The organism is Hymenobacter sublimis, from assembly GCF_023101345.1.
Taxonomy (GTDB): Bacteria; Bacteroidota; Bacteroidia; order Cytophagales; family Hymenobacteraceae; genus Hymenobacter; species Hymenobacter sublimis.
In genome coordinates this window covers 3416088-3440430 of the sequence record NZ_CP095848.1, presented here as the reverse complement: position 1 = coordinate 3440430, position 24343 = coordinate 3416088, and the positions used below count along the sequence as shown (strand labels likewise).

General features: G+C 57.9%; 23 protein-coding genes and 1 pseudogene. 9 read left to right on the top strand and 15 right to left on the bottom strand.

The window, feature by feature from the left end; translation table 11 throughout:
* Positions 1–10: 10 nt before the first annotated feature.
* Positions 11–289 carry a DUF4177 domain-containing protein gene (locus MWH26_RS14300; protein ID WP_247974820.1) on the bottom strand — a complete coding sequence of 93 codons (279 nt, stop codon included), beginning with the start codon at positions 287–289 and terminating at the stop codon, positions 11–13.
* A 374-nt stretch (positions 290–663) separates the two neighbouring features.
* Here MWH26_RS14300 and MWH26_RS14295 point away from each other — a divergent pair, with 374 nt between their 5' ends.
* On the top strand, positions 664–993 hold the full coding sequence (locus MWH26_RS14295; protein WP_247974819.1) for an HIRAN domain-containing protein: 330 nt from the start codon (positions 664–666) through the stop codon (positions 991–993).
* Between the two features lie 25 nt (positions 994–1018).
* Here the strand turns inward: MWH26_RS14295 and MWH26_RS14290 are convergent, their stop codons facing one another.
* A complete protein-coding gene (locus tag MWH26_RS14290; RefSeq protein ID WP_244697279.1) occupies positions 1019–1978 on the bottom strand; it encodes a hypothetical protein in 960 nt (319 codons plus the stop codon).
* A 192-nt stretch (positions 1979–2170) separates the two neighbouring features.
* Here MWH26_RS14290 and ruvB point away from each other — a divergent pair, with 192 nt between their 5' ends.
* The 3 genes and pseudogenes from ruvB to queG all read left to right on the top strand — a co-directional run bounded on the left by ruvB (position 2171) and on the right by queG (position 4912).
* Complete coding sequence (gene ruvB / locus MWH26_RS14285; RefSeq protein ID WP_188556143.1) at positions 2171–3220, top strand: Holliday junction branch migration DNA helicase RuvB; 1050 nt, start codon at positions 2171–2173, stop codon at positions 3218–3220.
* A 128-nt stretch (positions 3221–3348) separates the two neighbouring features.
* Positions 3349–3837, top strand: coding sequence for a YdeI/OmpD-associated family protein (locus MWH26_RS14280; RefSeq protein WP_247974818.1), 489 nt, complete (start codon positions 3349–3351; stop codon positions 3835–3837).
* 92 nt (positions 3838–3929) lie between these two features.
* A pseudogene (queG, locus tag MWH26_RS14275) lies at positions 3930–4912 on the top strand (tRNA epoxyqueuosine(34) reductase QueG).
* Between the two features lie 95 nt (positions 4913–5007).
* Here the strand turns inward: queG and MWH26_RS14270 are convergent.
* The 5 genes from MWH26_RS14270 to MWH26_RS14250 all read right to left on the bottom strand — a co-directional run bounded on the left by MWH26_RS14270 (position 5008) and on the right by MWH26_RS14250 (position 8916).
* A complete protein-coding gene (locus MWH26_RS14270; protein ID WP_188556146.1) occupies positions 5008–5205 on the bottom strand; it encodes a hypothetical protein in 198 nt (65 codons plus the stop codon).
* A 268-nt stretch (positions 5206–5473) separates the two neighbouring features.
* A complete protein-coding gene (locus MWH26_RS14265; protein WP_247974817.1) occupies positions 5474–6370 on the bottom strand; it encodes a ferritin-like domain-containing protein in 897 nt (298 codons plus the stop codon).
* Between the two features lie 15 nt (positions 6371–6385).
* Entirely contained in the window at positions 6386–7126 is a 741-nt protein-coding gene (locus MWH26_RS14260; protein WP_247974816.1) for a ferritin-like domain-containing protein, read from the bottom strand.
* Positions 7127–7311: 185 nt separating this feature from the next.
* The gene (locus MWH26_RS14255; protein WP_247974815.1) at positions 7312–8160 is read right to left on the bottom strand and encodes a ferritin-like domain-containing protein; all 849 of its coding nucleotides are present in this window, start codon (positions 8158–8160) and stop codon (positions 7312–7314) included.
* A gap of 33 nt (positions 8161–8193) precedes the next feature.
* Positions 8194–8916, bottom strand: coding sequence for a ferritin-like domain-containing protein (locus MWH26_RS14250; protein WP_247974814.1), 723 nt, complete (start codon positions 8914–8916; stop codon positions 8194–8196).
* Between the two features lie 284 nt (positions 8917–9200).
* Between MWH26_RS14250 and MWH26_RS14245 the strand changes: the two genes are divergently transcribed.
* Together MWH26_RS14245 and aroC are read left to right on the top strand one after the other, a co-directional pair.
* On the top strand, positions 9201–10685 hold the full coding sequence (locus MWH26_RS14245; protein ID WP_247974813.1) for a BatD family protein: 1485 nt from the start codon (positions 9201–9203) through the stop codon (positions 10683–10685).
* 123 nt (positions 10686–10808) lie between these two features.
* A complete protein-coding gene (gene aroC / locus MWH26_RS14240) occupies positions 10809–11885 on the top strand; it encodes a chorismate synthase (RefSeq protein ID WP_247974812.1) in 1077 nt (358 codons plus the stop codon).
* A gap of 191 nt (positions 11886–12076) precedes the next feature.
* Here aroC and MWH26_RS14235 read toward each other — a convergent pair whose 3' ends face one another.
* On the bottom strand, positions 12077–13447 hold the full coding sequence (locus MWH26_RS14235) for an HTTM domain-containing protein (protein ID WP_247974811.1): 1371 nt from the start codon (positions 13445–13447) through the stop codon (positions 12077–12079).
* Positions 13448–13491: 44 nt separating this feature from the next.
* Positions 13492–14862 (bottom strand): sodium:proton antiporter, encoded by a 1371-nt coding sequence (locus MWH26_RS14230; RefSeq protein WP_247974810.1) that lies wholly within the window; start codon positions 14860–14862, stop codon positions 13492–13494.
* 288 nt (positions 14863–15150) lie between these two features.
* Between MWH26_RS14230 and MWH26_RS14225 the strand changes: the two genes are divergently transcribed.
* Positions 15151–15783 (top strand): NifU family protein, encoded by a 633-nt coding sequence (locus MWH26_RS14225; RefSeq protein ID WP_244697269.1) that lies wholly within the window; start codon positions 15151–15153, stop codon positions 15781–15783.
* 545 nt (positions 15784–16328) lie between these two features.
* Here MWH26_RS14225 and secDF read toward each other — a convergent pair.
* The 6 genes from secDF to MWH26_RS14195 form a co-directional block, all read right to left on the bottom strand.
* Complete coding sequence (secDF, locus tag MWH26_RS14220; RefSeq protein WP_244697268.1) at positions 16329–19322, bottom strand: protein translocase subunit SecDF; 2994 nt, start codon at positions 19320–19322, stop codon at positions 16329–16331.
* A gap of 163 nt (positions 19323–19485) precedes the next feature.
* Positions 19486–19854 (bottom strand): hypothetical protein, encoded by a 369-nt coding sequence (locus MWH26_RS14215; RefSeq protein WP_244697267.1) that lies wholly within the window; start codon positions 19852–19854, stop codon positions 19486–19488.
* Between the two features lie 207 nt (positions 19855–20061).
* Positions 20062–20520: a DUF4268 domain-containing protein gene (locus MWH26_RS14210; protein ID WP_247974809.1), complete on the bottom strand. Its 459-nt coding sequence runs from the start codon at positions 20518–20520 to the stop codon at positions 20062–20064.
* 18 nt (positions 20521–20538) lie between these two features.
* Positions 20539–21174: a uridine kinase family protein gene (locus MWH26_RS14205; protein ID WP_244697265.1), complete on the bottom strand. Its 636-nt coding sequence runs from the start codon at positions 21172–21174 to the stop codon at positions 20539–20541.
* 377 nt (positions 21175–21551) lie between these two features.
* The gene (locus MWH26_RS14200) at positions 21552–22082 is read right to left on the bottom strand and encodes a non-canonical purine NTP pyrophosphatase (RefSeq protein ID WP_311136865.1); all 531 of its coding nucleotides are present in this window, start codon (positions 22080–22082) and stop codon (positions 21552–21554) included.
* 125 nt (positions 22083–22207) lie between these two features.
* Positions 22208–22393 carry a hypothetical protein gene (locus MWH26_RS14195; RefSeq protein ID WP_244697263.1) on the bottom strand — a complete coding sequence of 62 codons (186 nt, stop codon included), beginning with the start codon at positions 22391–22393 and terminating at the stop codon, positions 22208–22210.
* 199 nt (positions 22394–22592) lie between these two features.
* On the opposite strand from MWH26_RS14195, the gene MWH26_RS14190 reads away from it, so the two are divergent.
* Positions 22593–22838 carry a type B 50S ribosomal protein L31 gene (locus tag MWH26_RS14190; RefSeq protein WP_188556161.1) on the top strand — a complete coding sequence of 82 codons (246 nt, stop codon included), beginning with the start codon at positions 22593–22595 and terminating at the stop codon, positions 22836–22838.
* Between the two features lie 170 nt (positions 22839–23008).
* Positions 23009–24217 carry a GlmU family protein gene (locus tag MWH26_RS14185; RefSeq protein WP_247974808.1) on the top strand — a complete coding sequence of 403 codons (1209 nt, stop codon included), beginning with the start codon at positions 23009–23011 and terminating at the stop codon, positions 24215–24217.
* The last annotated feature ends 126 nt before the right edge of the window (positions 24218–24343 follow it).

Here is a 24343-nt window from a genome sequence, read left to right as displayed (position 1 = left end):
ACCTAACGGGCTACTTTTTTTCCAGATAGTAAATCGTTTGGCTGAAAACGGTGTTGCCGCCGCTTGCCACGTCGCTGGGAGCCACGCTTACCAACCGCCAGCCGTCAGCAGTATACTGGTTTACCGCGGCCATAGCGGCTTTGTGAACTTCCGTCATGTTGCTGGCCATTTGCTTGGCGCTGAAGCGGCTGAAGTCGATTTCTCTGACTTGCTCTTTGCCCTCGGGGGAAATAGTGACGATGCTAGCCTGGGCATTAAACCCCAACGAAACCCGCGAAATAATCATCATATATCCGCCGGGGGCAACCTGAGAGGAGGCAGGCACGGGTGGCGCCACCGCAAGGGCAGAACCTAAGGAACAGGTGCTAAGAACAAGGGCCGCTAGAAGTACACGAGTTTTCATCAGAGGTAAAAAATGTAGAAGAATAAGAAGGAGAAACTGCTGAGCCGTAAAGTACAGACTTGTCAGCCAAAGTACAGCAGTGACTATTAGTCTAGGCCTGGTAGATTTCTGCCACCGGCCTCAGCCATCCGGTGAGGAGTGCTTCGGGTGGGTCGTTAAAAGCTCAGGAGGCCGTATTGTAAGTCAGGTAAGTTCTGGTTGGGCTGGCCTAAACCCGTTCCAGAGTGTATGTTTACGCCGCTACACTCCACTTACTACCCATGTCAACTGCTTCTCAACCGCTGGTACTTCTTGAATGCCTTGTGGCCGGTACTACCCACCGCGACGGTCTGCGGGCTTTTGAGCCGCGCCTGCAGCCGGGGCAGCAACTGGCCCTGGCGCGCGAGGCCGATAGTGTGTATGATGATTGGGCCGTGCGCGTGCTAACCACCGGCATCGACGCCTTTTGGCTGGGCTACCTGCCCGAGGGGCGCAACGAAACAGTGGCCCGCCTGCTGGATGCCGGCTACTCCCTCAGCGCCTGCCTAACTCACAAAGCCTGGGAAGAAGACTGGCTGCACCTGGAAATTGAAGTGCTGCTGGTAAACTAGTTCACCACCTCGTCCAATCACTATTTTACAGCGTATCGGCGAGGGCCAAAATTTCCTGGCGGGCCTGCTGAATTTCTGACGATTCGGGGAAGGTTTGCTGCACCCACAGCGTGAAGCCGCTGACCATTTCGCCCACGGCCTGCCGGTTGCTGACGGGCTCGGCCTCCACGGTGGCTGCCTCGGCTTCAGAAAGCGTGGGAAAGGCGTCTTCCAGCCCCAGCCGGCTCATTACATCCGACACGAAAATCATCCCGCACACCTGCATACCCTGGTAGAGCTGCACTAGCTCCGGCATGGTGAGGGTAAGCTGTTCCCGCGCCCGCACGCGGCTCAGGTGTTCAATCAGCGGCTCCAGGGCGGGTGGTTGCAGGTGGGGAAGCTCCCCTACGGCTCGCAGAAACGGATGGTCGGCGGTGGCGGGCAGGCTGTGCACGAGCAGCAAGGCCAGCCGCAACATCTGCAGTTGGGGCTCCGATAGGCGCAGATTGGCTGCCGGCGGGGTAGGGGAGGGCTGGGTTGTCAGCAGCTTGGTAAAAGCCTCCTCAATCTGAAGCCGGTGCAGGCCCAACGAGGCCGTGCCGGCGGGTGCTGCTACGTGTTCTTCCAGCGTGTTCAGAAAGGCGGCGCTCAGCTCCAGGCAGTAGGTTTTCAGGTATTCCAACTGGGGTTCATCTATCTGCATTTGCTCCCGCACGTAGGCCAGCACGGGCGTAGCCAAGGACGTTTCCAGCGTCAGCCGGCCCAGCAGGAGCAGGTGGTATAGGTCTAGGGGTTCCGCCTGCAAGCTGGCTAGTAGCTCCTGGTGGTTCTGAATCTGGTTCAGCTCCTGTACTTTTCGGCCATCGAGGGTAGTAAGCGCGGTTAAGCGTTGCGTTTCCGGCTGGCTGAGCAGCTCCGCCGCTGCCATGCCGTGCAGGCTTAGGCAGTGAGCCAGCTGGTCGTAAAAGTCAGTGGGAAGGGCATCAAGCCAGGAAGCAGCGGACATGAGAAGCAGAGCGGGTGAAGCGGCAAGATACGGGTCAGGGAGAACCTGAAAAGGGGTACGAGCAAATCCGGTAACAAGATTTTGCTAACCTGATTAGTTAAATAGGAATACGTGGATATTTTTTGCTAAAAAAGGCACCAACCCAACTCGCCAACTGTTACCTTTCCACACGCTGAACTACATTGTACGCTTATGCGCGAACCGTATATGACTGGTGGCAACGACCACATGGATGCCACTGAAAAGGACATCGATAAAGCCCTGCGGCCCCTTTCCTTCGATGATTTCACCGGCCAGGGCAAGGTAGTCGAAAACCTAAAAGTATTCGTGGCTGCCGCCAAGCACCGCGGCGAGGCCCTCGACCACGTACTGCTGCACGGCCCGCCCGGCCTAGGTAAAACTACTCTTTCGCACATCATTGCCAACGAGCTGGAATCGGGCATCAAGATGACGAGCGGCCCGGTGCTGGACAAGCCTTCCGACCTGGCTGGCCTGCTCACAAACCTGGAGCCAAACGACGTGCTCTTCATTGATGAGATTCACCGCCTAAACCCGGTAGTAGAGGAATACCTCTACTCGGCCATGGAGGATTACCGCATCGACATCATGCTCGATTCGGGTCCGAATGCGCGCTCGGTGCAGATTTCTTTGTCGCCGTTTACGCTGATTGGTGCCACTACCCGCTCGGGTATGCTGACCTCGCCGTTGCGGGCCCGTTTCGGCATCAGCGCCCGCCTAGAGTACTACGATTCAGCCCTGCTGACCACAATTGTGCAACGCTCGGCCGAAATTCTGGGCACGCCTATTTACGAGGATGCAGCCTTCGAAATTGCCCGTCGCTCCCGCGGTACGCCCCGAATTGCTAATAACCTGCTGCGCCGCACTCGCGACTTCGCCCAGATTAAAGGCACCGGCACTATCACCCGCGAAATTGCTCAGTTTGCCCTCAACGCCCTCGACGTAGACCAGAACGGCCTCGACGAAATGGACATTCGCATCCTGAGCACCATCATTGACAAATTCAAGGGTGGCCCCGTTGGCCTGGGCACCATTGCCACTGCCTGCGGCGACGAAGCCGAAACCATTGAGGAAGTGTACGAGCCCTTCCTGATCCAGGAAGGCTTCATCAAGCGTACCTCCCGAGGCCGCGAAGCCACCGAGCTGGCCTACCAGCACCTGGGCCGCCAAATGCCCCAGCACCTACGCGGCAACACCGGCACGCCGGGGGAGCTATTTAGTTAAGTTATAGGACGTTTTGCCAAGCGGCGGAAAGCACCAAATTGGGTAGTTTTCCGCCGCTTTTTTGCGCGATAAGTTAGGCGCTTATGGGCAGCAGTAGTTGTGGGAATAGCACAAGTAGCAATTGCTAGATGAATACCAGGGAATTTGCAGCTGAGCTTCAGTTGATTGGTGTTAACCCTTTTGTGGACGTGCCCCTTGAGGTACTGGCTTTTCTCTTTGAGCAGGCTGGAAAAGCCAAAGGGCCTATTCCGGTGCGAGGTACCGTCAATCAGCTGCCGTATCAGCAAACACTGGTAAGATTTAGCGGGGCGTGGAGGCTGTACATCAATCTGTCGATGCTAAAGAACTCGCCCAAGCGGATTGGCGAAACTATTCAGGTAACTATTGCATTTGATCCGCGAGAACGGGCCTTGCCCATGCACCCGCAGCTAGCTGAAGCACTGGATAAAGTCAGGGAGGCGCAACAGGTTTTCAATCGGCTAACTCCTTCCCGGCAGCAAGAAATAATCCGCTACATCACCCGCTTGAAAACCGATGAAAGCCGGGCCCGCGCTGTAGGCAGAGCAATTGATTTTCTGTTGGGTAAAGGTCGGTTTATCGGGCGCGATACTCCATAGTGTTAATGCAAACGAGCCAGATAACGCCGCTGGCTGAACGGGGCAACCCGGGATAGAATGCTGTAGCTTTGTAATTCGTCGCCTCCCTTCTCATGCTACCCACCGCTCACTATACTGCCTTTATTAAACGCCGGGCGGCGGAGCTGGGCTTTATGTACTGCGGCATTTCCAAGGCCGAATTTCTGGAGGAGGAGGCGCCGCGCCTGGAGAACTGGCTAAACCGCCACATGAACGGGCAGATGGCCTACATGGCCAACCACTTCGATAAGCGCCTCGACCCGCGCCTACTGGTGGACGGGGCCAAGTCGGTGATTTCCCTGCTACTGAATTACTACCCCCCGAGGAAACCCAACAACCCGACGACACGCTCAAAGTCAGCAAGTACGCCTACGGCCGCGACTACCATTTCGTCATCAAGGACAAGCTTAAAACCCTGCTGCAGGATATGCAGGAGGAAATAGGAGAGGTAGGCGGCCGCTGCTTCGTTGATTCAGCGCCGGTGATGGACAAGGCCTGGGCTAAGAAGAGCGGCTTAGGCTGGGTAGGAAAAAACTCCAACCTGATTACGCCCGGCGTGGGCTCGTTCTACTTCATTGCCGAGCTGATTGTAGACGTGGAGCTAGCCTATGATGGCCCTATTAAAGACTACTGCGGCTCCTGCCGGAAGTGCCTCGATGCCTGCCCTACTCAGGCCATTACGGAGCCCTACGTGGTAGATGGCAGCAAGTGCATCAGCTACTTTACCATTGAGCTGAAAGACCAGATTCCGCGGGAAGTAGAGGGTAAATTTGGCAACTGGGTGTTCGGCTGCGACATCTGCCAGGACGTGTGCCCCTGGAACCGCTTCGCCAAGCCGCACCAGGAGCCGCAGTTCAACCCCCACCCCGGCCTGAAGGACCTCACACCCGGCGACTGGCAGGAAATTACCCATGAGTTGTTTTCGGAACTGTTCCGACAGTCGGCGGTGAAACGCACGGGTTACGCGGGGCTGCAACGCAACATCCGGTTTGTGTTGGGCGAGGAGCCGGCCCCGCTACCGCCCGTTGTTGCCAATTCAACGGAGCCGAAAATGTAAGCAGCTAGTTAGGCCCTAAACACGCCGGAGCCGGAAGCAGGCCTGCCCATAGGCAAGCGACTTCCGGCTCCGGCGTGTGGAAAGAAATGGGTTGGTTAGGCGGCAACCGTCGGCTGGGTGAACACACGGTTCAGGATGCGGCGGTACAGGGCGGAGAACTGCTGGTAGCACCAAGCTTTCAACTCCGAAAGCTCTGCCGGCACCAAGGTGCGGAGGGCTTTGCGTAGCTCCTTCTCGAAGAGAATCTTGTCGAAGCTCACTTTGAGCAGAATGGTTTTAGCGTACTCGAGCATGGGTGAAGTTGGTTTTCACTAAATGGTAAAAGAGCGGTTCAGTAGGTGGGTCGGGGCAGTGTACGAAAGCAGTTAAAAAAAGCTTAACTGTACCGGGGCTCTTTTGCGTCTTTTGTCGAAAGATACAAAAAAATAAATCCTGAGTGCAAGTGTCAGACAGCCGCCTCTACAAATCGGTTCCAGAAGGCCACGAAAAAAGGGACACCGAGGCATCCCTTTTTGAAAAGAATTCAGAAAACGGAATATGCAGCCTGTTTTCGCGTGTTTGCTAATATATAAATAACAGCGCCAGCTCAGTGGCGGTAGTCGCATCCAGGGGCTCGTCAAATGCTTCTGCAACCTTAGCTAGCAGAGCTTCCCGGCTTAACAGTGGGTCGCCCACATTAATAGGTAGCGTGGTTTCAAAGGGAACCGCACGTGGACCGGGCGTATACTGTACTACGGCAGCCTCGCCGGCGTACGCCTTGTCGGGGGCGGTGCCGGCGGTGGTAATGGCCGCATCAGAGGGGCTCACCCAGCTCTTAACGACGGCCCCACGCTGTCGGCGCATGGTACGGATATGGGAGGCGTGGCGAGCTTCCGTGGAGTGTGTGCGCACGAAGGCCTCCAGCAGGTAGTTATCCGATACCAGAAACTCTACCTGTCCTTTGTAGGCCCGCACCCCGGCATCCTCAAGCAGCTGCGCTACTCTCAAGAAGGTATCTAGGTTGGTAAACACATCCGGGTATAAGGCCGGCTGGGCGCCGTTCTTGCTGCCGGTAAAGTCGAAATTAGGCTTGGCGGGAACTACGGCACCAGCCTCGGTGAGCAAGCGCTGCAGCAACGCTACGTGCTGATTTTCGTGGGTGGCAATGGTTTGGATGGCTGTCCGGTTCTCAGTTGAACCGAAGAAGGTAGCCGCATTGGGCAGGGCCAGCGCCTGGGTGTAAAACTCGCTTTCTAAGTATTCCAGGGTAAGCGCCAGCTTTATTACATCCAGAACGGTGGTGTTCAATAGCTTAGCTTCTGCGGGGGTAGGCAACGCCGTTACTACCGCTGGTAGCAGGGCGGCGCCTACCTTGCCTAGGCGGGTAAGCGCCACTCGCCGCACCGATATGTCGTCGGTCGGGGTGGTAGTAGCAGGAGAAAGGTCGGCAATTCGAGACAGGAAAGTCAGAAAATCCATAACGGCAGGCGCAGCTTAGATAGTAGGCAATGACGTGGCCACTAGCGTTACGGGCACGTATTTGGCAATGAGGGCGGTTACTTCCACGGGAGTTTTCACGATATCCAGCCCGGCTAGGACGCCAGTGGCCGTCACTACATCGGCATCGGCAAAGGAAGAGGCCTGAACTTGGTCGCGCACAAAAGCCGCGTGGCGAGCTTCCACCGAAGCCAGCTTTACCAGCAGCTTCAAGTAGGTAAGGTGGCTACCGTCGGGAGCAACCTGAAGCAGCTTGGCAACGCCATTGTACGCCGCTACGCCCACATCCTCCAAGGTACGGGCGGCAGCGTACACCTCGTTCCGGCTAGTAAGAGCAAGAGAAGTGAAGTTGAATACCAATGCGTTGGTGCCAGCATTGGCATCATATGCATTTGAGCCTAGCGCAAACTTCAACGTTTCCCGATGAATTACTTCATGGTCACGCAGATCTATGAAAGCGGCCCGGTCGGCGGCCGTAAAATCGAGGGGGAAACTACTCACCACCTTCTGGTAGAAAGCGGCTTCCAGCTGCTCTAACAGGTACACGTAGTTGAGCAAACCCAGATTGTCGTTGGAAAACGTGAGGGTGCCCGGGGTGGTAGGGGTTGGGGTTTCCGTATCGTCGCTGCCGCAGCCAGCTAGCACTAGGGCAGAAGAAGCGGCAGTAGCACCCGCTACGCGAAGAAAAGAACGGCGGCGCAACGTACGCCCCAAAAAGGAGAAAGCAGAGTCAGACATGCGGTAGTAACTCGGCGGGGAGCAGCCCAACGCAGGCCGCAACTTCCCGATTAACAAAGGTACTCCGATAAACTGGGATGCACCACTACGGAGAGCAACGGCCGCGCCGAAAGGTTGCGTGGGGGCAAACACACAAAAAAGGGTGGCCTTACGAGGCCACCCTTTTTTGTAGTCACTAATAACGCTTAGAACGTTACTGTCGACCGTGCAATGTTCGTCACGGTAGTGTTGTCGAGGCCTTCATCGAAAGCAGCGCTTACATCAGCAGGATCATAGGTAGCACCAATGCCCGTGGTAAGGGTGAGACCACCCTGCATGATGTTGTTTTCTGCGGGGAAGGTAGCAGCTGGGTTGCCAGCACCGTACACCGGAGCGGGGGCACCGTTTGCCTCCGCATTCACTATCCACGGCATGATGGTAGTTTGGTTACCAGCCGTAGCACCGCGGCGCATGTAGCGAATGTGAGCCGCGTGGCGAGCTTCTACCGAGTGGATTTGCAGAGCCGTTTGCAGCACATTGTTGGGGTTACCAGCCGTTTTGATGGTAGTAGCCTGGCCTTTGTAAGCACGTACCCCCAAGTCTTCAAAAGCTTGCGCGAACGTCAAGAAGCTCTGGTAGGTAGCGAAGGCAGTACCAAAGTTGAAGTTAGCTGGGGCAGGCGCAGCAGCGGAGCCCAAGGCCGAGGTTAGGAGCGTTACGTGTGCAAGCTCGTGTGCCCGGATGGTTTCAATGGCCGTGCGGGCCACACCTGTTAGCGGGGCAGTGAGGGTAGTGGCCTTCAGTGCTTGGTCGTAGAAGGCATACTCTAGGCGCTCTAGCAGCAGCGCGTAGTTCAGCACGTCATTAACCGAGGTCAAGTTGTTCTGACCCATGGCTTTATTAAATGCTGAGCCAATTGCAATAGGCGCGGCGGCTAAGGCCATCTTTTTGCTAATATCACCCAAAGCGCTCAGAGCGCTCCGACGGTGCGTGAGGCGGTCCATAACTTCTGGATCAACCTTCTCTAGCTCGGAAATTATCTTAAACAGGTTCATAGTACTGGAAAGTCAGAAATGAGAGAAGATTGATTACTTGCCTACGTTGTCGCCGTTGATTCTTTCTTTGATGAACGGCTGGGCAGCAGTCAGGACTTGCGTTACGGACAGTGCCTGGTCGAGGCCCTGGGCGTTAACCACGTCGTTGCCCGAGAAGCTGCCGGGCGTAATCAGGTCACGGATATAGGCTGCGTGACGGGCTTCTACCGAAACGATCTTACCAGCAATCAGCAGGTAGTCGTTGTTCTTAATCAGGGAGCCAGCACCATTGTAAGCCGCTACACCTAGGTCTTCGAACGTGCGAGCCGTAGTCAATACGGAATCCCGGCTCGAGAAATTTACTCTGCTGAAATCAGGATTCAGGCCCGGAATAATTTGGTTAGCCGCTGCTGCCGTAATGGCTGTCTTGAAGAAGTCACGGTGAATGGCTTCGTGCTTGGCAATGGCAGTAAGAGCCATCCGCTCATCGGCCGAAATGCCGGTGTAAGGCGTTGCAATTACCTGAGCATAGAAAGCAGCTTCTAACTGCTCCAGGGCGTAAGCGTAGTTCAACACGCCTACGTCGCCCGAGCCCAGGCTTACCGTACCGGTTGGAGTGGTTACATTCTCGTCATCGTCATCGCAGCCCGAGAGCAGCAGAGCGGTAGCACCGGCAGTAGCGCCGGCATACATGAAGAAGGAGCGACGCTTGATGGGCGTATACAGCGGCTTGGCGAATTCCGCTTCGTCGCTGCCTTTTTGCGTGATGTTGGACATAGCAAGGATGGGTTGGGTGAAAAAAGTGAAGGCAATACGAAGCCACCCGCAACGGAGCGGTTTTTTTGCAAGCCCCATAAACTGGGGCAACCAAAAGGTGGAGGGTGGTTTTGAGGGGAATTACGACCTAGGCTCAGCTATGGATTTAAAAAAGCCAAAATCTTATAAGCCGAGTTCTGTAACCATGGAAGGGGTATGAGCAAAGCTGAGCAGTGAAGGCCCTTTACCTGGCACTAACACCGGTTTTCTCTAGCTTTGGCAAGTTGACTTGTTGTGAATAGCTCATGCGCTTTTTCTTACTTCTTCTGGGCGTGCTATGGGTAGGGTGTGGTCTGGTCGCTGGGCAGAACCAGCCGCCGACTGCTGACATTGTTCTAGGCAAGTCGGTGTTTCCCATCAACGAGTACTACACCATTAGCTTTCGGCTACGGGGCGCTCCGCTGGAGCGCTATTCCGCCTTTCCAGAAATCGAGGGCTTCAAGAAAAGCGGCAAGTCTAGCACTACCACCACGCGCACAGTAAATGGCCAAAGCTCTACGGAGCTAACCATTACGCAGCGCTACGCCGCTTTTGCGCAGGGCACCTTCACGCTAAAGCCCTTTAGCATGACGGTCAACGGCCTTGCAGTTCGCTCGGAGGGAGCTACCCTGCGCGTTACTCCCCAGCAGGCCGCTACTACGCCGGCCGTGCCCGAACCGCCAGCGCCCGGGGCCAGCCCCTTACAAGGAATTGGGTTGCTGGATAAGCTGTTTGGTAAGCCCAAACCCCAGGAATACGTGGAGCCTCAGGATCAGGCCTTTCTGGCTGTAGTGCCGGATAAAAACAGCGTGTTTGTGGGCGAAGGTGTGCACGTGGGGCTGTACTTCTACCTGGCCCCGCAAGACCAGGCCGTGCTAAACTTCTACAACTTTGCCCAGCAGCTCCCCAGCATCATCCGCCAGCTTCGGCAGCGCACGGTGTGGGAAGAAAGCTTTAATGAGCAAGAAGTGCTGCCTGAAAACGTGACTGTAGGTGGCAAGCCCTTCCTGCGCTACCGGCTGTGGGAGGCCGAGTTGTACCCACTAAATACCCAGCCCCTCACATTTCCGGCCGTGGCCCTGCAAATGGTGAAGTATAAGGTGGCTAAGAAGCCAGCACCGGGCCTTGATAATCGCTTGGCAGGCTATAAAATCTATTACTCATCGGCCCGGACTATTCCAGTGAAGCCCCTGCCTGCTCACCCGCTCCGCGACCAGGTGCCAGTAGGCAGCTACGAGGTAAAGGAGGCCATTGACCGCACCACTTTTCAGACGGGAAAGGCCTTCACATACACCTTCACCGTGGAAGGAGAAGGAAACTTAGCGGCTATTAATTTGGGGGCGCCGCCCGCTTCCGAGGCCCTAGAGGTGTACGGTCCGGAGGTGCAGCAGGAGCTTACCCGCGAGGGCGGGAGGGTAGGGGGGCGCAAGAGTTTCCAGTTCCGGTTGGTGGCTCGTCGGCCCGGCCCCGTAGCCCTCGACACACTGTTTCAGGTGGTCGTGTTTAACCCCGCCACCACGCGCTATGATACACTGCGGGCCGAGCTACAGCCGGTAGTGCGGGGCCCCGTACGTACTGATTCCACCTTCCGCGCGCGGCTAGACGACCCGTTTTACCGTACGGCTCTGCCCGAGGCAGATGCTACCCCGCATCCGCGCGACACTTACCGAGACGTGCGCCGATACGCCAATATGGTGGTAGTGGCCCTGCTCATGATGGCCGGCATTGGGTGGTGGCGAGCTAGAAGGTAAACCGCGGAAATGGTAGCCGGTGAGCTAGTGAAATTGTGAAATGGTGAGTTTGCTGTGCTACTTGCGCCGGTGGTACAGCCTAAATAGCAAACTCACTACCTCATCATTTTACCAGCTTACCAGATGAACACCTTCGGCACCCTATTTCGCATCACTACCTTCGGAGAATCGCACGGGCCGGGAATAGGGGTAGTGCTGGACGGGTGCCCGGCGGGGCTGCCCATAACCGAAGCCGACATTCAGGCTGCCCTCGACCGGCGCCGGCCGGGGCAAAGTGACCTGACCACCCCGCGCAAAGAGGCCGACCGGGTCGAAATACAGTCGGGTATTTTTGAGGGTTACACGACGGGCACGCCCATCAGCCTGTTCATTCGCAACCAGGACCAGCACAGCCACGACTACTCCCACATCGAGCACGCCTACCGTCCTTCCCACGCCGACTACACCTACGACCAGAAGTACGGCCGGCGCGACTACCGCGGCGGCGGCCGCAGCTCGGCCCGCGAAACCGCCGCGCGCGTGGCGGCCGGGGCCGTAGCGCAAAAACTGGTGGAGCAGCACGGCATCCGGGTGAGCAGCTACGTCTCGCAGGTAGGGGCAGTGGCTGTGCCCGTAGGCTACGAGCAGCTAGACCTAAGCCTGATTGAAACCAACGCCGTGCGCTGCCCCCACCCCGAAACCGCCGAGCGCATGGCCGAGCTTATCCGCCAAACCCGCGACCGGCACGATACGGTAGGCGGCCTGGTGACGGGGGTAGTACGCGGGGTGCCGGCCGGGCTGGGCGAGCCAGTGTTCGACAAACTGCACAGCGAATTGGGCCGGGCCATGCTCAGCATCAACGCCGTGAAAGGCTTCGAGTACGGCTCAGGGTTTGCGGGCGTGCTGCTCTTCGGCTCCGAGCACAACGACGCGTTTTACACCGACGAAGCCGGGCAGGTGCGCACCCGCACCAATCATAGCGGCGGCATTCAGGGTGGCATTAGCAACGGGCAGGATATTTACTTCCGCGTGGCATTCAAGCCGGTAGCCACCATTCTGCAGCCCCAAGCCACCATCAACGACCAGGGTGAAGCCATTAGCCTCGCCGGCCGCGGCCGCCACGACCCTTGCGTGCTACCCCGCGCCGTACCCATCGTGGACGCCATGACCAGCCTAGTGCTAGCCGATATGCTGCTGCGGGCCCGGGCCAACCAGGTGTAGATTACGGTCGCTCCAAGGAGAGAAACTAATTTTCTCACTAAACGCGGTTGCCAAATACTAAAGGACCGTCATGCAGTGCCGGAGGCGAAGCATGACGGTCTTTTTATAAGCTCTGGTAACCTCTTTTAGAGCTAATTAGAATGTGTTTTTGGCGAGTAATCCGGTTCCAATCTGTGGTCAGAAGGGTAATTTCACCTGGTGTCCGTAGTTGGTGCCGGCTCAACCCACGGATACGGCTTTAGGCTGCGCTTCAGACCCAATAGATTCAGCTGTGGGCTGACTAGCGGGCGGGGCGGGTGCCCGTTCAGGCTCAACCACGAGTCGCAGTAGATGGCAACGGGACGGAGACCACGGTGCTGGTAGTTGCGGGCCAGCAGGTGGGCAAACTGCAGGATCAGGTCGGGGCTGTGGGTGAGCTTGTTTGCTTGGTTGCGGGTTAAATAGGTAGCGGGAAGTGCTACTTCCTCGCGGCCATCGGGCAGGCGCACCCGGAAAACCGCCGACCCCGACTTCGTGCGCAGCATTAGGTGCCAACTGAAGCGGTGGCCTTCCTCGGTCCAATGAACTTGACCAAGATAAAGCAGGTAGCGCAACGGCAGCGCCAGCTGCACAAGCAGGTAAAAGGTCAGCCCAGTCAGTAGCCAGTGTTGGGAATACTGCGAGTGCGGCGAAACCTGCGTCCCCGCATCAGTTTCCGCGTCAGCAAGCGGAATGCGCTGCCGAAACCAACGCCCCACGAACCCCGGGAGGTGGCGCGGGAAATCGGGGGCAAAAAACAGGCTGGTCAGCAGCAAGGAAAACCAGGGAAACGTACCCAGCCCAAACACTACCACGTTGGTCAGGTGAAAGAACACGGCCAGGCCAAACGCCCACGGCCGAGTCCGGCGGATAAGGAGTAGAGGCACTACCAACGCATCGAATAGTAGACCGCCGTAGCTCATCAACCAAGCCGTGGGAGCCGCTGCCAGCACCGGCCCCAGCAAGGGGTAGTGCGCTTTGGCCCCTAGCCAGATGCCCAAGGGTCGGGCCGCTAGCCAATCGGGGTTGAGCTTGGCCAGCGCCGCAAACAGGTACACCAAACCCACTTGAAACAGCACCACTAGGCGGGTCCAGGCGGGGGTAGTAGCCGCGGGTGCTACCCGCCCGGCCCGTACATCGGCGGAGGCCGCGCGGTGGGCAGGTAGGCAAGCCAGAACGGCCGCCAGCAGGGCGTAGAGGTAGAAGTGGTTGATGTATTCGGTTTCTTCCAGCAGCAGTAAAGCCACGTAGCCCAAGCTTAGCAGTGTAGCCATCAGGCGGTAGTGCCAGCCCGCCGCCACGGCCAGGCCGGCTAGTATTATCAGCCCGTACACGGCGTAAATCCCGGGCGCGGGTAGGGCCGGCAGCCATTCCCAACCGAGGTAGCGGAAGTGAAATTGCGGCTCGGTATAGTTGCGCACCCGGCCTATCACCAGCCCGCCGGCGTGCTCCAGAGCCATCAGAAAGCCCGCTCCCAGCCGGAAATACACCAGCCAGGCAATAGCAACGGGTCGGAAAAGGGCGAATTTTAGGCGTGCCAGCATACCCCCTGCCATACGCGCGTTCAGCGGCCGCGGATTGCCCGCTGCTAGGAGCCCCACAGCAGCCACCCGCTGATAATGCCCAGCACCGGCAGCAGGTAGGGCAGGGCATAGCGGCCAATGTAGCCGAAGAAGCTGGGCATGGGCACGCCTTCCTTCTCCGCAATGGCGCGCACCAGAAAGTTAGGCCCGTTGCCGATATAGGTGAGGGCGCCAAACAGCACGGCCCCACTGGAAATGGCCCGCAGTAACGGCTGAGTGGCCGCGTCGGCGGCAAAGTGCTGCACGGCGCTGGCCTGAGCGAAATCAAGCTGGTGCCCGGCCAAGCTTAACCCCAGAAAGGAAGCGTAGGTAGGCGCATTATCCAGAAAGGCCGACAGCACGCCCGTCAGCCAGTACAGCGCCGCCGGAGTGAGCCGACTTGCCACGGCCGGATTAGCCGCTACGTGGGCCGCGGTTTGCAGGGCCGGCATCATGGTCAGGAAGATACCGAAGAAGAGAAACCCTACCTCTCGCATAGGGCCCAGGGTGAAGTGATTCGCTGCCAACGCCTTCGGATGCGCTGTGCGGTAGCAGCCCCAAGCCGCCAAGAGCTGGATAGTTTCGCGCACAAACGAGATGTTCAGTCCGGCTATGGGCAAGGTCGGTAACCAAGAAATTTGGCTGGGGTTCAGAAAAACTGCTCCCAGCACGAGCAGCAACCACAAGAAATTGTAGCGGCCGTTGAAATCGTAGAGGGGTAGTCCTTTTTTGGAATGGGCCCGCCGTTGCTCACTGCGAGACAGCGGGGCAGGGAAGGCTGTGCGCCGATCCAGCAGCCAGAACAGCAGCAGCAGGAGCCCATTGGCTAGCAGCCAGGGAATAAGCAAATGCTGAGTAGTCCAGAAAAACGGCACCCCGCGCAAGTAGCCAATAAACAGGGGTGGGTCGCCGAGGGGCGTGAGCAGGCCGCCTGCATTGCTCACAACGAAGATGAAAAACACGATGTGGTAGGGTCGAATTCGCTGGTCGTTGAGCCGGATAAACGGCCGAATCAGCATCAGCGAAGCGCCCGTAGTGCCCACCACAGATGCCAACAGAGCCCCCACCGCCAGCAGCAGCACGTTGCGGCCCGGCGTACCCGGCACGTTGATGTTCAAGTACAAGGTGCCACCCACCACAAACAAGGCCGTGAGCAACACCACAAAAGAAATGTACTCGGCCAGCGTTTCCACGGCCGTGTGCCAATCGTGCCGGACCAAGCCGTAGTAGCCCAACATCAGCAAACCTAGCCCCACGGCTACGTGGGCATACCACCGCTCCCAAAAGTGAGGAAACAACAACGGCCCGGTCGCAATTAGAGCCAGTAACCCGAAGAAAGGCAGCAGTAGCGGCCAGGCCGGTGGCGCAGCAGCAGAGAGAAGAAACGGATAAGTCATAGACACCGGTAAAGCTACGGGCAACCGGCATCTATGGCTGGAGTAGCCGGGTTTGATTCCGCGAGTTTCGGGCAACCTGACGTAGGCAGCTTGCTAGCGCGGCTACCTACGTCAGGCTACCCAAGACCTACAATGTCAGGGCAACATCTGAAAAGTGCACTTCTGGTCGGCAACTCTTGTTCCTACATTCGGTTACCTTTGTAACCATTGCCGCCCGAGGCGGTTTATCTGGTCCGGCCGTTACTTGTTCGGTCGACTTTCTCCCGCGTGTCTCCAAGTCTTTCAAACATGGCTGAACAACTCACTGCCCCCGCTGCGCCGGTTTCTATCTACGCCGAAGCCAGCCCCAACCCCGAATCCATGAAGTTCGTGCTCAACACCCAGCTGCTAGCAGATGGGGTGAGTGTGGACTATCCGAACCTGGAAGCCGCCGCCAATTCGCCGCTGGCCCAGGAGCTATTCAACTTCGATTATGTGGGCCGCGTGTTCATTGCCCAGAACTTCGTGACCATTACCAAAACCACCGAGCACCAGTGGGCCCAGCTGATTCCGGAGCTGCGCACCTTCCTGAAGTCGTACGTGGAAGCCGGTGGCCCCATTTTCACCGTGGACCCCGCCGCCGAGCAGCGCGCCGCCCAGCAGGCTGCCGCCACCGGCGACGCCTCGGAAGCTGACCAGCAAACCAGCCAGAAAATTATCGACCTGCTCGATAACTACGTGCGCCCCGCTGTGGAGCAAGATGGTGGCAACATCACCTTCAAGAGCTACCACGAAGGCATCGTAACCGTGAACCTGCAAGGCTCATGCTCCGGCTGCCCTTCCGCTACCGTTACCCTGAAATCGGGCATTGAAAACCTGCTCAAGCGCATGGTACCTGAAGTGAAAGAGGTAGTAGCCGAAGGCGTTACCGCCAGCTTCTAAGCGATACTGAGCATTGGGCGCTACCAGTTTCAGCGTCACAGATTCCAAACCATAAAAAAGCCCGGTCTAGTAGCCGGGCTTTTTTGTGATTTGGTATTTATGGATGCACCCTATAAGGAGAAGAGTTGTCATGCAGAGGGAAGCCAAAGCATCTGGCGTGCTGAGGCTGCAATGCTACCCAATGATTCGAGCGAGATGCTTCGACTGCGCCTCTGCAGGACGTTCAGCGTTATGTTGCCTCTCTATTATTTTGCTCTTACTCTTTAGAAATACGGCTCAACCTGTCCTTCCGAGCGGAGCGAGGAATCTGGGTTACTCACGGGAGGCTAACCCAGATTCCTCGCTCCGCTCGGAAGGACAGTTTTTATTTCATTAATAACTGGTACCTAGCGCCTACCCCCCACAAGCAGCACTAGGGTTGGAAACGGTTCTTGGTTACTAGATTATATAAAAGAAAAAGCCCGACCGTAAGGCCGGGCTTTTTTGTAGTAGCCGTTGCGTTGGTTGTCACGCTGGCAACCGACGGCTACTACCTAACGACAAAGCTACACCTGAGCCGTGCTCAGCTTGGGTGCGTCGGCGTCGGTGGAGGTATTGAGGCGCTCCTTTTCCTTGCGGCCGTAGGTGTCCAGGATGAGCGGCGCGGCAATGAACAGCGAGGAGTAGGTACCGAAGATGATACCGATAATCATGGCGAAGGAGAACGAGCGGAGCGTTTCGCCGCCGAAGATGTAGAGTACCACCATCACCAAAAATACCGTCGTGAACGTAATCATGGTGCGGGAGAACGTGCTGTTCAGGGCCGGGTTTACTACCTGGGCGAAAGTGAGGTGCTTGTTTTCGCGCAGGTATTCCCTGATTCGGTCGTAGATAACGATGGTATCGTTCATCGAAAAACCGATGGTGGTCAGCACGGCCGCCACGAACACCTGGTCCATTTCGTAGTTCAGGCCCAGGGCCCGCGCAATCGGGAAGGAGGCAATTACAATCAGGGCGTCGTGGAACAGGGCCACTACCGCCGCCATCGAGTACTGCCACTTCTCAAAGCGCAGCAGCACGTACACGAAAATGGCCAGCAAGGTCAGGCCCAGACTCAATACCGAAGTCCGCTTGATGTCATCGGCAATGGTAGCTCCTACCTTCGAGGAGCTCTTGATAGTTGGGTTTTCGGCGCCGTACTTGGCTTTCAGGCCCGTCAGCAGCGCCGACTGCACCTTATTATCGGCTTCCACGCTTTCGTCGTTGGCTAGGTAGCCCGTTGTGATGCGCAGGCGGCTGTCGGCACCAAAGGTTTTGGCTTCCGTGCCAGCGCCCCCGAAATACTGGTTGGTCAGCAGGTCGCGCACGTCGGAAGCAACTACCGGCTTGTTGAAGTCCACGATAAACTCGCGGCCCCCGCGGAAGTCAACGCCCAGGTTGGGGCCGCCCTGCAGGTACATCAGCACGAAACCGATGAGGATAAACACCGTCGAGAAGGCGTAGGCAATCTTGCGCTTGCCCACAATGTCGAGGTTGATGTTCTTGAACAGGTTACGCGAAATCGAAGTGCTGAAGCTCAGGTTGGTGTTGCCGTTCTTCACCATGCGCTCAATGATAAGGCGCGATACGTACACGGCCGCCAGGAAGGAGGTAAACACGCCAATACCCAGGGTAATGGCGAAATTTTGCACCGGACCCGTGCCGAAGAAGCCCAGAATCAGGGCAATAATCAACTGAGTTACGTTGGAGTCGAAGATGGCGGTAGTAGCGCGCGAGTAGCCTTTGTTGATGGCATCGGTGGGTTGCAGGCCGTGGTCCAGTTCTTCCCGGATCCGCTCGAAAATCAGTACGTTGGCGTCAACCGAGGCCGCAATTACCAGCAGCAGGCCCGCAATACCCGGCAGGGTCAGGGCGAAGGACAGCTGGGCCAGCACGCCCATAATCAGGAACAGGTTGAACAGCAGCACGGCGTCGGCTACCAGACCGGCGCGGCCGTAGTACACGGCCATGAACAGCATGATGATAGCCAGACCACCAATCACCGAGAACAGACCCTGGTTGGTAGCTTCGCGACCCAAGGAAGGACCCACAATTGCTTCTTCCACGATGCGGGTAGGAGCGGGCAGCTTACCAGCCTTCAGAATGTTGGCTAGGTCCTGCGCTTCTTCGATGGTGAAGTTGCCGGAAATGCTGGAGTTGCCGCCCGCAATTTCAGCCTGCACTACGGGCGCTGAGTACACGTTGTCATCGAGCACAATGGCTACCTGACGGCCAATGTTGGCCGCGGTGAGGCGCTGCCACTTGCGGGCGCCGCCGGGGTTCATTTGCATCGATACCTCGGCGCGGCCGCTCATCTGGTCGAAGTCGCCGCGGGCGTCGCTGATTACCTCGCCGCCAATCGGGGCTTCAACCTCCCGGCTTTTGCGGATGGCGTAAAGCTGCAAATATTCCTGGCCTTCAATCACATCGGGCTTCACGCCCCACATGAAGGTGAGGTTGGAAGGCAACACGGCGCGAGTGTCGGGGCTGCGCAGCACGGCATTCACGCGGGCCGTGTCGCGGATGTTGGCGCCCAAGGTGCCGGGCATGGTGAACAGGCTAGCAAGCACACTTTTCGTAGGAGCCGCTGCCGAGTCGGCCTTCGCCGTGGACTTGGTGTTTTTCTTGGCAAGCTGGCTGGCCAGGGAGGTTGTGTCGCCAGCCGTGGTAGCGGCGGCCGTAGCAGTGCTGTCAGTGGTGGTAGCGGCTGCCGTAGCGGGGGTAGTGGTGGCCGTGGCCTGCTCTTTGGCGTTCAGCACCTGGTCGAGCTGGTTGAGGTAGGGCGCGAATTCATCTTGACGCCATACTTCCCAGAACTCCAGCTTAGCCTGGCCCTGTACCAGCTTGCGTACCCGGTCGGGGTTGTCGACGCCGGGCAGCTCAATCTGGATGCGGCCCGTGCCTTTTACCCGCTGGATGTTGGGCTGGCTGGTACCGAACTTGTCGATACGGGTGCGCAGAATGTTGAAGGAGCGGTCAATGGCTTCTTCCACTTCCTTGTTGATTTCACCGATTACCTTCTCGTTGGTCGAGTTGATGTCAATGCCGCGGCTCTTGTTGGTGGTGTTGGCAAACACGCGGGCCAGCTTGTCGTTGGGCGCTACGTCGCGGAAGGCCTGGGCAAACAGGGTCGTGAAGGGCGTCGACGGGTTGGTCTTGCGCAGTTCCTGAGCCTGGTCGATGGCCTTGTTAAACACGGGGTCTTTGGAGTTGCCGCTCATGGCGCGCACGATTTCCACCGGCGAAACCTCCAGCGTTACGTGCATACCGCCGTTCAAGTCCAGGCCCAAGCCCAGCTCCGACTGGCGCACATCCTTGTAGGTAAGTGGCCCGAACACGGGCGCCCGCCACACGGAGTCGAGGTAGTGCTGACGTGCTTTTTCGTTGATCTGGCCGCTTCGCGAGGCGTAGCGCGCCGCATCCTTCTGCACCCCGCGCGACACGAGGGTCAGCGAGAGGAAGTAGATGCACAACGCCGACACTAGAAGCGTCAGCGTAATGATGAGTCCTTTATTACGCATGAAATAAGTAGTTAATGTCTTGTGGGGGAGGCGCTGATGCGCAAAAGCCGGACCCGGAAGAGTAGTGAGCAGAAGGCCACACGGCGGCCTACAAAGGGCGGGGGCTGCATCAGCAAGAGCACAACCCATCAGTCAACTACAACAGCACAAACGGCCCCGGCCGCTAGGGAGCCTGGGGCGAGAGAGCCGCAACCAACAGCCGCACCCGAAACCAGTCCGGCACGGCGCTAGGAGAGGGGCGCGGCCCCGCGAGGCAAGTCGGCAGCCACTGCGCAAAGGGCAGTTCCAGGGGCGCCGGAAGCCACGCATCGGCCGCTGGAGCCACAAAGAATCCAAGCGGCGAAGTAGCTTCGAGCGTGACGCGTTGCTTTACCACCGCCGCCCGCGGGCCTGCCGCTACCCGAGTAGTACCACCCGTAGGTAGCACCCGCAGCGTAGCTACGGCCTGGTGGTTCAGCCCCAACACCATCAGCAGGGTAGCTGTGATGAGGGCGAAACGCAGACGAGGTAAAAGGGCGGAGAAGGAAAGCAACGAGTTCGGGGTAAGAGCTACAAATATAGCTTTTTGCCTCCGGAGCCGCAAAAGCAATATGCCGGAGAAGAACTCTGCACTGAAACCCGTGAAAAGCACGTGTCCTTCCGAATGGGCGAGGAATCTGAGTTAGCCGCTGATGAGTAACTCAGATTCTTCGCTCCCGCTCGGAAGGACACAGCAGGTAGGTTTAACCACCAACTCTTATTACATCAAGTCCTCCAGGGGGTAGCGGGCCTGGCTCCAGAACTCGTCGAGAGCTATGAGGCGGGGCTTGAAAAAGGAAATCAAGGCGGGCCAGTCCTCCCGGTTCAGGGGGCTCACGCCGCACAGCTCCTGCTGCACGCGGCTCAGAAGCTGCCCGTTTTCTTCGGCCTCGGGCTGCCACTCCCACTCCTGGCCCGGAACGGCAGGTAGCATGTTGTGCAGGGCCTGCAGCTGCTCGAATTGTAGGGCCCGGATGTCAGCGTCGGGGTGCAATAGCTCCAGACCCACGGAGGCACGGCGGTTCTCGGTGCGCATGCGCAATTGCACGTGCTTGAGGCCGGTGCGGTAGTTAATCCAGTTGACCGGCTCGCCTTCGGCCGAGGGCACCGGGGCCATGTACTGACCAAATGTGGTCCAGAAGGCGTGGCGCAGTTGGGCGGCTTCGGCTTTGCTGTACATGGGCGGAGGTAGGAATGGTTACTGCACCGAGCGGCCGATTTCCACCCGGCTGCGCAGGAACGACACCAACACATCCAGGCCTTTGTCGAAGTGGCGGTTGTTGGGGATGATGATGTCGGCGTCGTGTTTGAAAGGTTTGATGTACTTCTCGTAAGTAGGCGCCACGTGGTTGGTGTAGCGGTAGAGCACATCCTCCAAATCATAGCCCCGCTCGTCCCGGTCGCGCACGATGCGGCGCTGTAGCTTCACATGTTCCCGAGCATCGATGTACACCTTCAGGTCGAGCAGCTTGGCAACTTCCTCGAAGTAGAACACGAAAATGCCTTCTACCACCACAATGGGCGCGGGCCGGAACACCAGCTCGGCGGGCACCACGTTGGGGTTGTTGAAGGTGTACTCCTGGCGGCGCACTTCCAGGCCCTGGCTGATGCGCAGCACATCGGCCGCGTACGCCTGGGAGTCGATGCTGCTGGGAAGGTCGAAGTTCGTGACGCCCTGGGAGTCAACTTGCTGGCTTTCCCGTGGGTGGTAATAATTGTCCTGCGAAATCAGGCAGATTTCTTCTTCGGGAAACGAGGCCAGCAGCCGGCGTAGAAATGTGGTTTTGCCAGAGGCGCTGCCGCCCGTAATTCCGACGATGAAAGGGTGTTGCATGGAGGTGGGAATAGGCCCGTACCGGCGGGGCCAACCCTGCAAAAGTACGAAATCTAGCGGAGGGGTAGAGGTGAAATAGTGAAATGGTGCGTTAGTGAGGTAGTGAATGAGTGAGTTTGCCGGGTGCAAGCGCTTGCCTAGGCTGTCCTGGCGAGCGAAGCGCGGCCATTCTTCCTTACTAGTGTGCTACCCTTACCTCCAGCACGGAGGCAAGGGCTTGTCATAATAGCGGGCTTCGGGCAAATGAGAAGCAGGATGGCTTCGTCCTGCCTCCTCGCCATGACACACTTCACTCATGCACTACCTCACTAACTCACTAGTTCACCATCTCACCATGTAAAAACTGCACCAGCCCGGCTACGGCGCGGGCGCGGTGGCTAATGGCGTTTTTTTTCGGCTAGGCTCATTTGGGCGAAAGTGCGGCCGTCGCCTTCCGTTGGCTGGAAGATGGGGTCGTAGCCAAAGCCATCTTGGCCGCGCACCTGCTCGGTAATTACGCCATCAACGGCGCCGGCAAACTCGTACATTTCGCCGCCGGGTAGCACCAACGCCACTACCGTCCGAAACTGCGCGGCACGATTCGAGTGGCCTTGTAGCTCCTGCAGCAGCTTAGCCACGTTGTCGGCGGCCAGGCGCTGGGGGCCAGCGTACCGGGCGGAATACACGCCGGGCTCCCCGTGCAGAGCTGCTACTTCCAGGCCCGTATCATCGGCAAAGCAGGCTACCCCGAAATGGTCCCACACGTACTGGGCCTTCTGGCGGGCGTTGCCTTCGAGCGTGTCCTGGGTTTCGGGTAGCTCGTCCTGGCAGCCAATGTCAGCCAAGCTCAGCAGCTCAACAGAAGGCGGCAATAGGGGGCGGATCTCGTCCAGCTTGTGGGCGTTATTAGAGGCGAAACAGAGGCGCATGTGGGCTGGTAATCGGGTAAACGGTGAAACAAATAGCAGCGGCGAGGTAGAATGCGCCGGGTCAGCGCGCCGCAACACAAACGCAAGGTTGTCGGCGAAACGACGAAAACGCAAGCTGGCGTGACTTAGCGAAACATGGTTTTGACCGTTTGCCAGGAGTGCGCCAGTAGGCGGTCAGCTTGGGCCGGACCGGCCGCGACTTTCGGGGGGCGGCCGGGGGAAGCAGCCGGCTCGGCCGGCGCCAGGGAGGTAGCATACACCAGCACGACGCCAGCTAGGAGCAGGAATAAGACGGTAATAATGCGGAGCATAGCGGTAAGAGTAGTGGCTAGAATGGAAATGACGCGGTAAGTATAACCAACCCTGGTCGGAAACATAAGGCGCTGGTCGTCAAGCCAGCGGGACCCGGGCGAAAAGATGAAAAGGACTTTTGAAATCCGGGCGTAACGTGTACTTTTGCAGTCCCTTCCGCAAAATCGGCAGGCAACAAGGTACAAACGGCATCAGACCATGAAAAAAGACATCCACCCCGAGTATCGCGAAGTCGTGTTTCAGGACACTTCCAGCGGCTTCAAATTTGTAACCCGCTCGACGATGGGCTCGAACGAGACCATCACGATGGAAGACGGCAAAACTTACCCCGTTATCAAGGTGGAAGTTAGCTCGGAGTCGCACCCCTTCTACACCGGCAAAAACGTACTGCTCGACACTGCTGGCCGCGTAGAGAAGTTCATGAACCGCTACAAGAAGAAGTAATTCTGCTAGGCAAGCGGCAGTTAGCTGCTCGCCAGTCGTTTTTCTGAGAAACTCCCTTCGTAACCCGAAGGGAGTTTTTTATTTGCCAATTTTGCCCTTGCACGTAGCTCTGGCGGCTGCACTGTTCCTCAGCTCACCGCCCGGCGCCTTCCGCTAACCGCTTTTCTGCCATGCACATCCTGCTCTTCGACGACCCGGCCATTCGCCCCCATCTGCTGCCCTTCACCTTCACGCGACCAGTAGCGGCGCTGCGCTGCGGTATCCTGACTCTGGCCGAGAAATGGCAGCATCGCCTGCGAGCCGAGCGGGTAGGTTACCTCACCGAAAGCTATCTGCAGGCCAAGTTTCCGGCCGGCGATACGCAGGGTCCGGCTCTGGTCATCAACGGTGCTGTGTGCCCCGATGAGCTGCTGACTCAGCAGGTGCAGGCGCTGGCCCCCGGCGAGGCCTTGTTTGATGAGGAAATGCTGGTAGCAGCTCACCTAGCCGATGCCAGCCAAGTAGCGGAGCTGATTCAGGACGGCTTCCAGAAAACCCGCGAAGTAGCCGAGCCGGTCACGGCTATTAAAGAAGTGTGGCACCTGTTTCTGCGCAATGGAGCCGAAATCCGCCGCGACTTTGACCTGCTGACCAAGGGTAGGGAATCGGCGCCGGTGGGCGATGCGCACACCATTGTGTACGCGCCGGAAAACGTCTTTATCGAGCCGGGCGTGAAGATTCGGGCTGCCATTCTGAACGCCGAAAATGGGCCAATCTACCTGGGCAAGAACTCTCAGGTGCACGAGGGCGCCATTATCAGCGGGCCCTTGGCCTTGTGCGAGGGCAGCCACATCAACGCCGGCGCCAAAATGCGCGGCGACAACACCGTGGGGCCTTATTCTAAAGTTGGTGGCGAGGTAGGCAACAGCATCCTGCTGGGCTACAGCAACAAGGGCCACGACGGCTACCTCGGTAACTCCGTGATTGGCGAGTGGTGCAACCTGGGCGCCGATACCAACACCTCCAACTTAAAGAACAACTACGCCCCAGTTAAAATATGGAGCCACTCGGCGGGTCGTTTCGTGAACACCGGCCAGCAGTTCTGCGGTCTAATGATGGGCGACCATAGCAAGTGTGGCATTAACACCATGTTCAATACTGGCACGGTGGTCGGGGTAGGCGCCAATATCTTCGGAGCCGGTTTTCCGCGCACCTTTATCCCGAGCTTCAGCTGGGGTGGTGCCGCTGGGTTCGAAACCTTCAAGCTCCCGAAAGTAAACGAGGTAGCGGAGCGCGTTATGGCTCGCCGTCAGTTGGCCTACGATGAAACCGAGCAAGCCATCATGCGCCACGTGTACGACGCTACGGCCAAGGACCGGGTGTGGGAGAAAGCTAATTAAGAATGAGGAGTTAAGAAGGAAGAGCTACACCAGTGCCCGCGCGAAGTAGGTTTGTGGGTGCGAGCCGCTTCATTATCTGCTTCTCAGTTGTTCTTTCCTCATTCTTCATTGCTCATTCCCAATTAA